Origin of the sequence: uncultured Pelagibacterium sp. (genome assembly GCF_963972885.1) — a bacterium.
Classification (GTDB): Bacteria; Pseudomonadota; Alphaproteobacteria; order Rhizobiales; family Devosiaceae; genus Pelagibacterium; species Pelagibacterium nitratireducens.
Genome location: NZ_CAXAXY010000069.1, coordinates 1 through 14,301, shown reverse-complemented (window position 1 = coordinate 14,301; position 14,301 = coordinate 1). Strand labels below are relative to the sequence as shown.

Sequence of the window (14,301 nt, the reverse complement as noted above, 5' to 3'; positions counted from 1 at the left end):
ACCCGCCCCCTGATTACCTGCATCACAGTCGCGGTCCGTCCGCCAATCTGCCCGATTACATTCAAATGTATGCCTGCCCATATCAATACAATTTTTTACTATTGTATTGATCTGTGCCTGTTCTGGCCAGCCCCTTCTCTCTAGCCTCGTGCGCTCATTGGAAAAGGTCCGAGTAAAGTGAAATCATCTCTTCAGGGCTGGGGCAGCGGTTTGCTCGGCGTCGTCATCTTCTCTGGCTCGCTCCCAGCCACCCGCGTCGCAGTCGTCGATTTCACCCCGCTGTTTCTCACTTCGGCCCGCGCTGCCATTGCCGCACTGCTTGCTGCAACCTGCCTTGCGGTACTTGGTCAGCCCCGCCCCCGACCCGCCGATCTCTTATCACTGGCCATCGTCGCTATCGGCGTGGTTATCGGATTTCCGCTGCTCACGGCACTGGCCCTCGAGCACATCACATCGGCACGCTCCATTGTCTTTATCGGCCTGCTTCCACTGGCCACGGCGACGTTTGCCGTCCTGCGCGGCGGCGAGAACCCTCGCCCCGCCTTCTGGCTGTTTTCCGGGTTGGGCAGCGCCATAGTGATCGTCTTCGCCATCTCGGGTGGCGGTGCGGGATCGCTAATCGGCGACTGCTATATGGTCGCGGCCATCATCGTGTGCGGATTGGGCTATGCCGAGGGCGCAAAACTGTCGCGGCGGCTGGGCGGCTGGCAGGTCATCTGCTGGGCTCTGGTGCTGTCGGCCCCGCTCATGGCCGCACTGGCACTCGCCAACCTGCCGCTCTCATGGCATGCCATCGGCTCCGCCGCCTGGCTCAGCCTTGCCTATGTCTCGGTGTTTTCCATGCTGGTCGGCTTTGTCTTCTGGTATCGCGGTCTGGCGCTCGGCGGCATCGCCGGCGTCGGACAACTCCAATTGCTCCAGCCCTTTTTCGGGCTGACGCTTGCTGGTCTTGTCTTGGGCGAGCCCATCGCCGCCTCGATGCTGGCTGCCACCGCCATCATCGTTGTTTGCGTCGCCCTCGCCCGACGCTTTGCCTGACGGACGGGCGCAGGACCAGTCTGAATGCCGAGTGGTCCTAGAACAATTCGATATCGTCAAGCACGGGCTTGGCGGGTTGGCGGTTTGCAATTGCCAACTCTTCGCGGACCAGCTTGGCGTTATCGGTCGAATCGAGTCGCTTGACGAAAGCCCGGCCGGTATGGGGCTGGAACATCACCCGCCGGGCATAATTGCCACCCATGTCCTGGCTTGAAAGGATATAGCCTTCATTGCCCAGGAACTCGCGCACGAACTCGATATTTTTCATCCCCACATCATGCATGCCCGCATGAATGTTGCCGCCTCCGAACACCTTGAATTCGAGGTTGCTTTTCCGCCCCGTTCCCTTGGTCAGGACCATATTGATGAGCTGTTCCATGGCGAACGCGCCATAGCGCGCCGATTCCCCGAACCTGTCCTTGGACGACCCCGACTGGCTGGCCAGAAGGAAATGATTCATACCACCCACCTGCGCCACCCTGTCCCGTACGCAGGCCGAAATACACGAGCCCAAAATCGTCGAAAACGTCGCATCCGGCTGGCTTGAAATTACACAATCGCCCTGGTGAACGGTGGTCACCACGCCACGGGTGAAAGTATCGGGCATCAAGATAATTCAAACGGCATTGACCGCTTCCCTGCACCTTTTCTGCAAAACCGGCGCGAACCGGTTTCCCATTGAATTTTTCCGACCCTATCGCGCCATTCGTTAGCCATTTGCTAACCCTAACCGGCGATGACTACGGATAGCGCCAAATAGCAAGCATCGGTTTAGAAGTCTGCCATTATGATCGCCATGATTGTGAATCGGGGGTGCCGTGCATGAGCTTGCACAAGCTGGCCAGAGAGCTGGAAGAAACCGCTCGCCAGACGGCGGAAATGGTTGATGGCATCACCGCCAGCCTTCTGACTCTCGGCGACACCTCGATCGATTGCAACGCAGCCCGTTCCACCGCCATCCGCCAAATTGTCGTCGCCCTCCAGATGCAGGACCGCATCGAACAACGTTGCCGCAACATGGCCGACGCTGCCCGCAAGATCGCCGACCTCTCTGATGGCAGTGATGCCCAGGCAGCCGAAGGCGTCTGGTCGACCCTGACCCTTGACGAATTGCGCGACGAATCCCTTTCGGGCATCGCCGCGCGCACCAATTCAGGCGAAGTCGAGTTTTTCTAGAGCGCCTCGCCAACAAGGGCACCGTTTGTCCGGTTCGGACGCGCAATCCAACAAAGACTTCGAACGATTGAAGCGAATCAGCCAGCCGCTGAACGCGCTTGGCGCCCGATCTGCCTGCTCAAAGCATCGCCGGATGCCCCTGATCGTCAGGCGCCTTGGGCAGGAATCGCCCCACCCGTCTTCCAAAGCCTTCGACATAGGTCAGCATGACCGGAACGACGAGCAATGTCAGAAGTGTCGAACTGATAAGCCCGCCAATCACCGCATGCGCCATGGGCGCATTGGCCTCGCTTCCCGGATGCAGCGCCAGCGCCAGCGGCAGCATGCCGAAGATCATGGCCAGCGTCGTCATTATGATGGGTCGGAACCGCGTACCACCCGCCTCGATCAGGGCTTCCCTGAGTGGCAGTCCGGCCCTGACGTGCTGATTGGTGTTGTCGACCAAAAGGATGGCGTTCTTCACCACCAGCCCCATCAGCATGATGAAACCGATCATCGAATACATATTGAGCGTTGATCCGCCCACCAGCAGCCCCACCAGAACACCCACAAGCGACAGTGGCAATGCGGTCATGATGGCGATCGGCTGCAAAAAGCTGCCGAACTGGCTGGCCAGAACAAGATAGATGAACACAATGGCAAGAAGCAGCGCCGCGCCCATGCTCGATGTGGTGTCTGCCAGCATTTCGGCATCGCCGCCCTGCTCGATCGCAACGCCCGCCGGCAAATCCAGTGCCGCCACCGCCACATCGATATCGGCAATCACATCGCCCAGCACGCGGCCATCTACATTGGCGCTGATCGTGATCTGGCGCGCCAGCGCCTGCCGTTCGATCTCGCTCGGCCCCAGCGTTCGAGCAAGGTTTGCAACCTGCCCGAGCGTGACCGACATCGCCATGCCACTATTGGCCTGCTGGGCAATTGGCAGCTTGGAGAGCCCATCGATATCGGATCGCAACTCCTGGGGCAGCCGCACCATGACGTCGATACGGTCATTGCGCTCATTGGTCCATTCGCTGGCCACTTCGCCCGCGATCATCACCCGCATCGCCGAACCCACCTGCTGCGCCGAAATGCCCAGATCGCTCGCCGCCTGCCGATCCATCACGATATCGAGCATGGGCTGGGCCTGTTGCGTGCTCATCTTGACGTCGATAGCACCGGGCACACTGGCCACCGCATTGGCAACCATTCGCGCACCCTCGGTCAGGCCCTCGAGATCGCCGCCGCGCAGATTGAGCGTGATTGGCGCACCGCCAGCCCCCAGCCCGCCGCCGGCACTGGCCGTCAATGCGATTCCCGGCACTACTGCCGTGGCGCGCCGGATCTCCTCGATGATCGCGACGTCAGAGAGTTCGCGTTCACCCGGGTCGAGCAAATTGACGGTGATGGCCGCCATATTCTCGCCGCTCGCCGTGCCCGAATTGACATTGGTGTAGGTGTTCTCGACGCCGTCAATGCCGCGCACGATGGCATCGACCTGCCGCGCCTTGATCGCTGTATAGTCCTGTGACGATCCGATGGGAGTTTCCACCTCGATATTGATCAGGCTGCTGTCGCTCACCGGCATGAATTCGAACCCCACCAAAGGCACCAGCGCAAAGCTCGAAACAAAGATCCCCAACGCCGCGATCAACGTCATCACCCGATGGCGCAGACTCCAGCCGAGCATTTTCTTGTAGCGTCGACCCAGCGCCTCGAACCCGTACTCGAATTTTGCAATTGCCCGGCCCAAAGGTCCGCGCCTGGCACCTGGGTGGGCGTCCGGATCGTACCAGACGCTCGACATCATCGGGTCGAGCGTGAAGCTGACAAACAGCGAGATCAAGACGGCAACCGCAACGGTCACACCGAACTGCAGGAAGAACTGCCCCACGATCCCGTCCATGAAGGCCAGCGGCAAAAAGACCGCGCAGATCGAAAGAGTTGTTGCCAACACCGCCAGCCCGATCTCATTGGTCCCATCGAGCGCCGCCTGGAAATGGCTCTTGCCCATGTGCAGGTGCCGGGTGATGTTCTCACGCACAACGATCGCATCATCGATCAGGATGCCGATCGACAGCGTCAGCGCCAGCATGGTCATCATGTTGAGCGAGAACCCCAGCATGGAAATGACTGCCAGCGTTCCAAGGATCGAAATCGGCAGCGTCATGCCGGTGATCACCGTCGACCGCCACGAATTGAGGAACAGAAAAACAATAGCCACGGCGAGCAGGGCGCCCTCCAGAAGCGTGGATTCGAGCGTGTGATAATTGGCTTCGATCTGCTCGGCGCTGTCCTGAAGCACCTCGATCCGCGCACCCTCAAGCATTCCGCCTGCGTTGAGCTCGGAAACCCGGTCGTGGACCTCATGGGCAATCTCGACGGTATTGCCGCCATCGACCCTGGAGATGTTGATTGCCAGCGCCTGTTCCCCGTTCTGAAGTGCCAGCCCGTCAAGCTCGGACTGACCGCGCGCGATCTCGGCCACATCACCCAGCATGATAGTCTGGCTGCCCTGCCGTGCCACCACGATGGACGCAAAATCGTTTATGGAATCAAGCTCGGTGTTGAGCTGCACGGTCTGGACCAGAAGCCCGTCATCCACGGATCCGGACGGAATTGTCATGTTGTCGCTGGCAAAGGCCGAAACCACTTCCGAGACCCCGATGCCATAGGCATTGAGCCTGTCGGGATCGATCAGGATATCGATCTGCTCTTCTGTGGAGCCGACGACTGTCGCGCTGCCTACCCCTTCGACATTGGTCATGGAAGGCGCAACGATGTCATTGGCGATCCGGGTCAGATCGGTCAACGACTGCCCTTCCCCGCTCAGTGCCAGCGACACCATGGGCGTTGCGGTCGGATCGAACCGCAGGACCTGCGGCGTATCGGCTCCGTCGGGCAGCGTCACTGCCGCCAACCGGTCACGCACTTCCTGGGCTGCCTGTATGCTGTCGGTTTCGAGCGTGAACTGCACGATGACCGTCGAATGGCCCGAACTCGATGTCGACGACACCGTGTCGATCCCCGACAGCGTATTGACCGCTTCCTCGATCACCTCGGAAATCTCGGTCTCAACGGCCTCGGGCGCAGCCCCCGTATAGGGGGTCAGAACCGCGACGACCGGAAAATCGACATCGGGATACTGCTCGATCGGCATCGACCGGAATGCGTTGATGCCAAAAACCAGGATCGCGACCATGACCATGGTCGCAAACACCGGGTGACGGACGCTGATGCGGGTCAAAAACATCTCTAGAGCGCTCCCACAACGACATTCTGGCCCGCTTCGAGCCCCGAGAGCGGCAACGCCACCACCACTTCGCCGGCCGCGACTCCGTCGGATATCTCGATCAGGCCCAGCCGGTCCCAGACCTTTTCAACGCTGACTGGCTGGCGGGTCACTTCGCCATCGACCACCGCCAGCACATATCGCTCGCCCTCGCTGCCCAGCACCGCATCCTGGGGCACGGCGATTGCATCGCTTGACGATTCGGTCACGATCCGGCCGGTGACGAACATGCCGCCGCGCAGCTGCGCATCCCGATTGTCGAGCCCCAGATGAACAACGACCGAACGTGTACCCTCTTCGGCGACGGGGTTGATCCGCTCGACCGCCGCCTCGAACACAGCACCATCGAGCCCATGCACCTCAAGGCTGGCCGTCTGCCCCGCCGCAATCGATGCAGTTTGCGCCAGCGGCACCATGGCATCGACCGTCAAACGGCTCAGATCCACCAGCGACATGACCACGGCCCCCTGGCCCACCACCTGTCCCGGCTCGACCATGCGGCGAGAGACCGTGCCGTCGAACGGCGCCCTGACAAGGGTGCGCTCAATATTTGTCTCCACCTGCTCGACCTGCGACTGCAGCGAGGCAAGGCTGGCCTCCAGCCCGTCGACATCGGAAATGGCCGCGTCGAGCGTTGCCTGGGGCGTCGATCCGCGCTCGGCGAGCGAGCGGACGCGATCGAGCGTCTGTCGCGCGGCATTGAGCTGGATTTCGGTCGAATTGAGCGCGCTCTGTTGCTGACGCAATTGCAGGTTGAGGTCGGTCGCATCGATTTCGACCAACACATCTCCTTCTGACACCGTGTCACCCGCCTGCACATGGACCTGATTGGCAATTCCGGCCACCTGCGCGGAGATGTCCGCGCTCCGGACCGGGCGCACCGAGCCGGTAAAGGCGATCGCCTCCGAAAGATCGCGCGGCGCGACGTCATAGACCTCGCTTGTGTGCAACTGCATGACGCGCGGCTCGGCGGTCACCGGGTCGGCCACGTCCTGGGCCTGCGGCGCATCGAAAGCGCCGCTGAGGGCAAATCCACCGCCCGCCAGAATCAACAGGACAATGGCGGCCCCGGCCCAGCGGCGGCGAACGGGCTTGGCAGAAGAGTCGGCAACTGTTTGAGTGTGTTCGGTCATGATCCAACACTGGCGCGAGTAAATGATGTGGGCATCAATCGGCGCGCTGGATTGCAGCAACATTGCAACTCTTGCCCCGACCGCGCAATGTTGGCGCAACCCAGTCCTGCAAAGAACACAGGGCTCAGGAAGGTTTTAGATGCGGATATTGCTGGTTGAAGACGAAAACGAGATGGCCAATGTTTTGAGGTCCGCACTTGCGCGCCACTCTATTGTCGTCGACCACGCGGCCAGCCTCGAGATCGCCCGCGAGGCATCCCTGAGCCACACTCATGACGCCGTGCTGCTCGACCGCAAGCTCCCCGATGGCGAGGGGCTCTCGCTCATTCCCGAGCTGCGCCGACAGAACCCTGCCCTGCCCATCATCGTTCTCTCGGCCCTGGGGTCCCTCGACAACCGCGTCATAGGGCTCGATGAAGGCGCAGACGATTATCTCGCCAAACCCTTTTCCATCGACGAATTGATGGCCCGCCTGCGCGCCGTCTTGCGCCGCCCCGCCCAGATGCGGTCCGAAACGCTCATGATCGGCGCACTGGAGTTCGAGCCCGAGCACAACGCGGTGCGGATCAATGGCCAGCCGGTCGATCTGCCCCGCCGCGAACTCCTCGCCCTTGAGGCGCTCATTAGGCGGGCCGGGCGCACCGTCTCGCGCGATACCCTCGAACAGGCGGTCTATGGCTTTGACGACGACATCGCCTCCAATGCCCTCGACGCCCATCTTTCACGTCTGCGCCGCAAGCTCGCCGCCGCTCGCGTCGAAATCCACGCCATTCGCGGTATCGGCTATCTGCTTAGGGAAGTACAATGATCCTGGGGCGCTGGAACTCGCTGCAATACAAGCTTACGCGCAAGCTGGTGTTTTTCCAGATCCTGGCGCTGATGGCCTTTGCTTTGATCGCATCGGTGCCCATCTCCAGGTTTGCCTCGGGCGTAGGGCTCGATGACCGCATCATTCCCGTCATCGCCGATTCCGTGTCCCTGGAAGACGGTCAACTGGTCGTCGGCGATGATGACAAACTCGCATCCATCAAGGATAGGTTTCCAGCCTTCTGGTATTATGTAAGGACCGATTCCGGGCAGGTGGCGAGCGATGGCCCGATCCCGGACGCCTTTCGCCCCGCCCTTGAGTATCTGGGGTTCATCTCTTTTGGCGATTTCGGCAGCGAAGCCTTCCCCGAAGTCGCGTCCCTGATCGTTCGCCAGGCCGAATCCGATGCCGGTCGCCTCCATATCGCGACCGGCGGCGGTCCGCGCTTTGACTGGCTTTCGGTTGGCCTGCTGTTCGCAAACAAATATTTCGTAATTTTTTCCGCCGCCCTCTCCCTGGTCCTGATTATCGCCATCCCGCTCACTCTGCGCCGCGAATTGCGCGGCCTCGACAAGGTTGCCGAAGAAGCCTCCCATATCGATGTCGATCAGCCCGGAATGCGATTGACCACCGCCGGTATCCCGCTTGAGATGCAGCCCCTGGTCACCGCCTTCAACGACGCACTCGTCCGGGTCGATGACGGCATCGAGCGGCGCCACCGTTTCATGGCTGACGCTGCCCATGAGCTGCGGACCCCGATCGCAATTTTGCAGACCCGCGTTGAATTGCTTAACCCCGGCCCCGAGCGCACCCAGTTGATGCTCGATGTGGCGCGACTCTCCAACCTCGCCGATCAACTCCTCGACCTGCAACGCATCGATGTTGGCCATTCGCGCTTTGAAGCCATCGACCTGGTCAGGCTGGGGGCCGATGCCGTCGCGGAAATGGCACCCCTGGTCATCGCCTCCGATGACGAAATCGACTTCGGCAGCGACGCCGAGACGGTCAATGTCAACGGTGATAGCATTGCGCTGACCCGTGCCATTACTAATTTGATCCAGAACGCCATCTCCCATGCCGGCCAATCCGCCAAGATCAGCGTCTCGGTCTCAAGCGATGGCACCCTGACCGTTGGCGACAGCGGGCCGGGCATCGACCCCACACAACGCGCAAAGATTTTCGAACCCTTCTATAGGGTAAAGCCGGCCACGCGCGGCGCCGGCCTGGGGCTCAATCTCGTCCAGGAAATCGTCCTGCGCCACAAGGGCACCATCAAAGTCGGGCAGTCCCCGCAGGGTGGCGCCGCCTTTACCATAACCCTGCCCCTTGCATCGCCCGGGCACGAAAAAGGCCGGGCTCCCAGGAACCCGGCCGATAATCGGATCGTCATGCAAGAGGCTTAGATAAGCCCGGCGCGCTCACAGTCGCTGACCGTGATCGTCTTGAGCGAAATGCCCGAAGCGACCGACTGGGCAAGACCTGGCATATAGTCAGACCGGTCCGATACGCTCATCGAACCGATCTCATCGCAATAGCTTGCAACATAGGGCAGGCCCTCTGGGGTGACCTGCACGGTGCCGACCGTGATCTGGGCGAATGCAGGAATGGCAAAGAGCGAAAGGGCAACAGCAAGAGTGGTCTTTTTAAACATTTTTTGGGTCTCCATTAATTTGACCGCGACCCGTCAGGATCGCGATGAAAAGACCCTAGTCCCGACACATTGCCCCAACATTGCGCGCCGTATCGCCTGAAAACCGATTAGCCTTTGACCGCTCCAGCCGTCAGCGACCGGCTGATCTGACGATACATGACAAGCCCCAGAACCGCCGGCGGCAGCGCGGCGACAATCATCACCGCCGAGGCCGTGCCCCACTGGATACCGCCGCCGCCCGACGAAAAGAAAAACGATGCCCCCACCGTCATCGGTACGGCATGGCGCGTTGTCAGCATCAGCCCGAAAAGAAACTCGTTCCAGGCCGTAATGAACCCGAAGATAAAGGTGGTGACGATCGCCGGACGACAAACGGGCGCGATGATCGAGGTGATGATCTTGAGCCGGCCGGCTCCATCCATATGCGCCGCTTCATCAAGTTCGACCGGAATGTCCGAGATGGCGTTGACGAGGATGACCAGCGCCAGTGGCAGATTGACGATGACAAGAATCAGACCCAGGCCCAATTGGGTATCGAGCAGGCCGACCCATTGAAACATCATGTAGATGGGGATGGCGAAGATTATGAGCGGCAGAGCACGCAGATTGACAATCAGCGGCATCAGCATGCGCCGGCCATACCCGGCCCTCGCAACACCATAGGCCGCAGGAAAGGCAAGGATGATGGCCAGCGTCGTGCCGATCAGCGCGGCTACGGTTGAATTCCACAGATAGGCAAAGATGTTGAGCCGATCGGTGACCTGCAGCACGGCGATGTAGTTTTCCAGCGTTGGCGCCTCGATCCACAGGCCCGGATTGGTGGCGATCTCCCGGCTGCTCTTGAACGAGGTCACCAGCGTGGCGATCACGGGGAAATTAAGGGCGAAAGCCGCGATGGCAAAGACCACCCAGCGCAGTGCGGTCACGATCATCTCGTTCTCCTCGCAAGGCCCTGATTGATGAAAAACAGCACACCAAAAGACGCAATGAACAACAGCACTGATGCAGCCACCGCGGGCCCGATCTCACCCTGGCGGAAAAACGCTTCATAGACATAGATCGACAGCGAGCGGGTCGACCCTCCCGGACCGCTCCCCGTGAGCACATAGACATTGTCGAACACCCGGAAGCCGTCGATGAAACGGATGAACAACGCAATGGCAATCGTGGGTGCCATCAGCGGAATTTCGATGCGCCAGAGCATATCCCATCCGGTCGACCCGTCCATCTGCGCGGCCTCGCGGACCTCAAGCGGGATGGCCCGATGCGCCATGTAAAACAAAAGAAACGCAAACGGCGTCCACTGCAGGGTTTCGACAACCACGAGCGTCCAGAACGCGTTTGCCACATTGAGGAAAGCAGGAGCCGAACCGAACCACGCCCACAGGTAATGGGGGACCGGTCCCACAAATTCGTGCAGCACCAGCCGATACATCAACCCCACCAGAGCCGGCGCGACCATGAGCGGCAACATGATGATAGCCAGAAGCCAGGAGCGCTTTTCAAACAACGGCGCCAGAAAGATCGCGAGAAAGAAACCGACAAGACATTCGGCCAGCGCGGTGATCACCCCGAAGCGCAGCGAAAACCAGATGGCGCGCCAGAAATCCCCATCGGTGAGCACCGAAACGTAATTGGAAAAGCCGCTCAACTCCGGCGCACGCAAGGTCTGAAAGCTCACGCTCGAGAGCGAATAAACGATATTGACCAGCGCGGGAAAGCCAAGAAACAGCAGCAGGAAAATGACCATGGGTGCGCTGAGTACGCCCCATTCGAGATGCCGTTTTCTGTCCATCCGCTTTTCCATTGGGTCCTTTGAAACAGAACAGGCGGTCGGACGGTCTTGATCCCATCCGACCGCTTCGCATGGCGATTACTCGCTGAGCAGCTCTTCCATACCGCTGGCGACAGCAGCCAGCGCCTCGTCGAGCGTTTCCTGCCCGGTCCAGTAGCCGGTGAAGTGCTGGGCCTGAAGCTCATAAACGCTCAGCGCGTTGGCTCCGGTCGCCCCATTCATCACGTAGCCGTACTGGCTGGCAAATTCGCCGAGTTGAACCAGATCGGGACGGTCTTCGGCGATGGCCGCAACAACTTCGGGCGTAAGCGCCGGCGCGCCGCTGTTGGCGGCATAGGCAAGCGCTGCGTCTTCGGTTGACAGCCACTGCAGGAAGGCCAGTGCCCCGTCCTTGTTGGGCGCGTTCTGGTTCAGCCCGAGCCCGAGCCCGTGAATATGGGTGAACCGACCCTCGTCCCCAGCCGGCGGGGCAACGATTGCCACCGTATCGGCAACGGCCGGCGCGGTTTCGGGGTTGGTCAACTCGCCCGCCGCGCCATTCCACTGCAGCATCGTCGCCACCTGTCCCGAGACGAAGGCCGCATTGGCTTCGGGGAACTCATAAGAGGTCGAATCCGCAGGCGTTGCGCCGGCATCATAGAGCATCTTGTAGAGTTCGAGTCCGCGCCGGTACGCTTCGGAATCGACGGTGATATTGCCCTCATCGTCCATCCAGTTGCCGCCGTACGAACGCGCCGTCGACTGCCATACCATCATGTTGAACAGAAGGTTCTGCATCTGCAGCACGGTGCCGTAGCGCGTGGGACTGTCGGGATTGACCGCCTGGGTGAAATAGAGCGCCGTGGCCGCATAGTCGTCCCAGGTCCACTCATCGGGCGCCTTGGGTTCAAGGCGTTCACCGAGATACTCCTCGGAGATATCACCATAGGTTTCCGCTGCCGCCGGATCACTCAGCAGCCCATCGATCAGATCCTCGCGGAAATACATGAAATGCAACGAAAGATCGGTAGGCACACCATACTGGTTGCCCTCGAACTGCATGGTCGACAGGACGGATTCCCCGTAAACGGCTTCGGCCTCGTCCGCGAGCGTTACAGGCTCCATGAACGGCGCATACCGACCAATGGAATAGGTGGCGATCAGGTTGAGATCGAAGGCCTGCGTGCCCGCGGCAAGATCGGCCTGCAATTTGTCCCAGAACCCGTCACGGGCGAAAAAAAGCACCTCGACGCGGTCCTCTTCGGCCAGACCTTCCTGACCGTTGTAAATCTCCACGACAGCCCGCAGCGCGGTTTCTTCCGGACCGCCCGGCCAGCCCAGTACGGTCACTGCAGCCTGTGCGCCGGCAAGCGGTAAAGTGGCGGTCATGAGCCCGGCCGCCAGGCTTTTTAGAATTGTTTTACGCATGGTTGTTTTCCCTTTGGTTGGTCGTATTACCCTCGGATGACAAGGCGATCCGGGCGATCCCTACGATGCCCGCTCGCCCGCCCAATTGCGCCGCGACGAGCGTTGGCCGCTGACGCGATGGCAAATCTGAAAACGATGCGGCAATGCGCGCGATGAAGCCGGGCGCAAGACCGATCGAGCCGCCGATGATGATCTTTTCGGGCGCAAGACCGAGCTGGATATTGGCGCAGAGCGTCGCGATGCGGTGCGCCGAAAGGGCGATGATGGAGTCCGCCCAGCCCTCGCCTTCCGATGCGGCCTTGAAGACCCCGCGTGCATCGGTGGCGTGGCCTTGGGACCGCGCCGCTTCAGCCATCCAGCGGCCGGCCGCCCGGTTCTCGATGGGCGTGTTGTCGGCTATATCACTGCGGAACTGCCCGAAATGCCCGGCCATCCCTTTCAGCAATTGCCCCTCGGCCACCACGCCGCCGCCAATCCCGGTCGAAATGGTCAGAAAGACACAGTTTCTGGTTCCCTGCCCGGCGCCCAGATCAAATTCACCCCATGCGGCGGCCTGCGCGTCGTTGAGGGCCATGGCGGGAACGCCAGCCAATTCGGCCAGCACTTCGGTCAGCGGATAATCGGGTGGGATGGATAGGGTCTTTGGGTTGAGCGCCGACCAGCGCCCGTTCTCGACAATGCCGGTCACCGCGGCGCCGACCCGGCTGTAGCGGCCACGCCAATCGGGCGCCCGCTCCAGAAGGTCGGCAATCCAGACGCTCGGGTCGCCCGAAGCAGGCGTTGGCATGTCCACGGCCTCCTCAATGGCTGTCCCCGATACCAACGCACCGAGAATCTTGGTGCCCCCGATGTCGATGGCCAGAACCGTGTCTGTGGACACACCCTCGGACATCAGCTCAGCCTCTCGCCCTGTCGCGAGCATCGTGTTTCCGCGCATCGATGGCGTCCCTGTACCATGAAACGATATGCTCGGTGCGGGTAATGGCTGACCCGACGACCACCGCATTGGCGCCCATCGACAGCGCCTTTGCTGCCTGTTCAGGACTGCGGATGCGCCCTTCGGCAATAACGAACCCGCCAAGCCCGGCCATCGCGGCAATAAGCTCGAAATCGGGAAGTGTGGGCTCGGGGCCTTGTCCCACATAGCCAGAGAGCGTCGAGCCTATGCAATCGGCGCCGGCGCCAAGCGCCGCTCTGGCGTCTTCGAGATCGGCGCAGTCGGCCATGGCCAGCGAGCCGCTATCATGGATAGCGGCCAGAATATCCCCGATGCTGTCGGGCCGGACGCGCGCTGTGGCGTCGAACGCAACGATAGCGGACCCGGCGGCGCTCAGATCGCGCGCCATCGCGACGGTTGGCGTGATGCGGACATCGTAATCGTCGAGATCGTGCTTGATGATGCCAATGATTGGCGCATCGGTGACCGCCCGGACAGCCTCGACATAAGCCAGCGACTCGATGCGCAATCCCACTGCGCCCGACGCCAGCGCGGCCAGCGCAAAGCCAACAACGCAAGCCGCATTGTCCATCGGCCCACCCGGAACGGGCTGGCAGGAGACGATCAATCCGGCATCGAGTTTTTCAAGCAGCGCGTGCAAAATATCCATCCTTGGTTGGGATGGAACGATAGCACTGGAGGGTGGGTTGGCAACTGGTTTCTTACTGGTATTATCGATGCAATTCGAGGACGAAGTCGTAAACGTCACCGCGGTAGCGGGTCTGGGTAAATTCGACAACGCGGTCGCCGAAAAAGCAGCGCCGCTCGACGATCAGTAGGCTCGCATGGTCTTCGAGCAGCAGATGCGCCCTGTCGAGTGCATCGGCTGGCCCGGCCTGCATGCGCTGTAGGGCGCGCTGGGGCAGGACCCCCACCGAATCGAGCGCAGCGTACAGCGAATCGGCCACCAGGTGCGGGTCGCCCAGAATGGCGGCCGGGCCGAGCGTCCGCACCACCATCTGCTTGACCTCCTGGCTATCCAGAATCGAGGATTCTGTATTGACCACGGTATCCACGTCGGG

General features: G+C 61.0%; 14 protein-coding genes. 4 read left to right on the top strand and 10 right to left on the bottom strand.

What is annotated here, in order from left to right; translation table 11 throughout:
* The first annotated feature begins 177 nt into the window (after positions 1 to 177).
* A complete protein-coding gene (locus AACZ55_RS11600; protein WP_339646242.1) occupies positions 178 to 1,038 on the top strand; it encodes a DMT family transporter in 861 nt (286 codons plus the stop codon).
* Positions 1,039 to 1,075: 37 nt separating this feature from the next.
* Here the strand turns inward: AACZ55_RS11600 and AACZ55_RS11595 are convergent, their stop codons facing one another.
* Positions 1,076 to 1,645 (bottom strand): hypothetical protein, encoded by a 570-nt coding sequence (locus AACZ55_RS11595; protein ID WP_339646240.1) that lies wholly within the window; start codon positions 1,643 to 1,645, stop codon positions 1,076 to 1,078.
* Between the two features lie 215 nt (positions 1,646 to 1,860).
* Between AACZ55_RS11595 and AACZ55_RS11590 the strand changes: the two genes are divergently transcribed.
* Positions 1,861 to 2,214, top strand: coding sequence for a hypothetical protein (locus AACZ55_RS11590; protein WP_338608914.1), 354 nt, complete (start codon positions 1,861 to 1,863; stop codon positions 2,212 to 2,214).
* A gap of 118 nt (positions 2,215 to 2,332) precedes the next feature.
* Here AACZ55_RS11590 and AACZ55_RS11585 read toward each other — a convergent pair whose 3' ends face one another.
* Entirely contained in the window at positions 2,333 to 5,449 is a 3,117-nt protein-coding gene (locus AACZ55_RS11585; RefSeq protein WP_339646238.1) for an efflux RND transporter permease subunit, read from the bottom strand.
* A gap of 2 nt (positions 5,450 to 5,451) precedes the next feature.
* On the bottom strand, positions 5,452 to 6,621 hold the full coding sequence (locus AACZ55_RS11580) for an efflux RND transporter periplasmic adaptor subunit (protein ID WP_338608911.1): 1,170 nt from the start codon (positions 6,619 to 6,621) through the stop codon (positions 5,452 to 5,454).
* A 139-nt stretch (positions 6,622 to 6,760) separates the two neighbouring features.
* Between AACZ55_RS11580 and AACZ55_RS11575 the strand changes: the two genes are divergently transcribed.
* The gene (locus tag AACZ55_RS11575) at positions 6,761 to 7,429 is read left to right on the top strand and encodes a response regulator transcription factor (RefSeq protein WP_338608909.1); all 669 of its coding nucleotides are present in this window, start codon (positions 6,761 to 6,763) and stop codon (positions 7,427 to 7,429) included.
* Positions 7,426 to 8,832: a HAMP domain-containing sensor histidine kinase gene (locus AACZ55_RS11570; protein WP_338608908.1), complete on the top strand. Its 1,407-nt coding sequence runs from the start codon at positions 7,426 to 7,428 to the stop codon at positions 8,830 to 8,832. Before AACZ55_RS11575 ends, AACZ55_RS11570 begins: the two co-directional genes overlap by 4 nt.
* Here the strand turns inward: AACZ55_RS11570 and AACZ55_RS11565 are convergent.
* The 7 genes from AACZ55_RS11565 to AACZ55_RS11535 all read right to left on the bottom strand — a co-directional run.
* Positions 8,829 to 9,080, bottom strand: a complete 252-nt coding sequence (locus AACZ55_RS11565; protein ID WP_339646235.1) for a hypothetical protein — start codon at positions 9,078 to 9,080, stop codon at positions 8,829 to 8,831. The two genes, AACZ55_RS11570 and AACZ55_RS11565, sit on opposite strands and share 4 nt — an antisense overlap.
* Before the next feature lie 107 nt (positions 9,081 to 9,187).
* On the bottom strand, positions 9,188 to 10,012 hold the full coding sequence (locus AACZ55_RS11560) for a carbohydrate ABC transporter permease (RefSeq protein ID WP_339646233.1): 825 nt from the start codon (positions 10,010 to 10,012) through the stop codon (positions 9,188 to 9,190).
* Positions 10,009 to 10,875, bottom strand: coding sequence for a sugar ABC transporter permease (locus AACZ55_RS11555; RefSeq protein ID WP_339646231.1), 867 nt, complete (start codon positions 10,873 to 10,875; stop codon positions 10,009 to 10,011). Before AACZ55_RS11555 ends, AACZ55_RS11560 begins: the two co-directional genes overlap by 4 nt.
* A 78-nt stretch (positions 10,876 to 10,953) precedes the next feature.
* Positions 10,954 to 12,282, bottom strand: a complete 1,329-nt coding sequence (locus AACZ55_RS11550) for an extracellular solute-binding protein (RefSeq protein ID WP_339646229.1) — start codon at positions 12,280 to 12,282, stop codon at positions 10,954 to 10,956.
* Entirely contained in the window at positions 12,275 to 13,219 is a 945-nt protein-coding gene (locus AACZ55_RS11545; protein WP_339646227.1) for an ROK family protein, read from the bottom strand. Before AACZ55_RS11545 ends, AACZ55_RS11550 begins: the two co-directional genes overlap by 8 nt.
* Entirely contained in the window at positions 13,179 to 13,889 is a 711-nt protein-coding gene (locus tag AACZ55_RS11540; RefSeq protein WP_339646225.1) for a putative N-acetylmannosamine-6-phosphate 2-epimerase, read from the bottom strand. The genes AACZ55_RS11545 and AACZ55_RS11540 overlap by 41 nt, the downstream gene beginning before the upstream one ends.
* A 61-nt stretch (positions 13,890 to 13,950) precedes the next feature.
* A partial coding sequence (locus AACZ55_RS11535) for a UTRA domain-containing protein (RefSeq protein ID WP_339646223.1) occupies positions 13,951 to 14,301 on the bottom strand: 351 nt, incomplete at its 5' end.

What these genes read in the sequence shown, in the direction of transcription:
- AACZ55_RS11550 (WP_339646229.1), bottom strand. Translation starts at nt 12,282, where the DNA reads ATGCGTAAAACAATTCTAAAAAGCCTGGCGGCCGGGCTCATGACCGCC.
- AACZ55_RS11540 (WP_339646225.1), bottom strand. Translation starts at nt 13,889, where the DNA reads ATGGATATTTTGCACGCGCTGCTTGAAAAACTCGATGCCGGATTGATC.
- AACZ55_RS11575 (WP_338608909.1), top strand. Translation starts at nt 6,761, where the DNA reads ATGCGGATATTGCTGGTTGAAGACGAAAACGAGATGGCCAATGTTTTG.
- AACZ55_RS11560 (WP_339646233.1), bottom strand. Translation starts at nt 10,012, where the DNA reads ATGATCGTGACCGCACTGCGCTGGGTGGTCTTTGCCATCGCGGCTTTC.
- AACZ55_RS11545 (WP_339646227.1), bottom strand. Translation starts at nt 13,219, where the DNA reads ATGCGCGGAAACACGATGCTCGCGACAGGGCGAGAGGCTGAGCTGATG.
- AACZ55_RS11565 (WP_339646235.1), bottom strand. Translation starts at nt 9,080, where the DNA reads ATGTTTAAAAAGACCACTCTTGCTGTTGCCCTTTCGCTCTTTGCCATT.
- AACZ55_RS11585 (WP_339646238.1), bottom strand. Translation starts at nt 5,449, where the DNA reads ATGTTTTTGACCCGCATCAGCGTCCGTCACCCGGTGTTTGCGACCATG.
- AACZ55_RS11595 (WP_339646240.1), bottom strand. Translation starts at nt 1,645, where the DNA reads ATGCCCGATACTTTCACCCGTGGCGTGGTGACCACCGTTCACCAGGGC.
- AACZ55_RS11590 (WP_338608914.1), top strand. Translation starts at nt 1,861, where the DNA reads ATGAGCTTGCACAAGCTGGCCAGAGAGCTGGAAGAAACCGCTCGCCAG.
- AACZ55_RS11580 (WP_338608911.1), bottom strand. Translation starts at nt 6,621, where the DNA reads ATGACCGAACACACTCAAACAGTTGCCGACTCTTCTGCCAAGCCCGTT.
- AACZ55_RS11570 (WP_338608908.1), top strand. Translation starts at nt 7,426, where the DNA reads ATGATCCTGGGGCGCTGGAACTCGCTGCAATACAAGCTTACGCGCAAG.
- AACZ55_RS11555 (WP_339646231.1), bottom strand. Translation starts at nt 10,875, where the DNA reads ATGGACAGAAAACGGCATCTCGAATGGGGCGTACTCAGCGCACCCATG.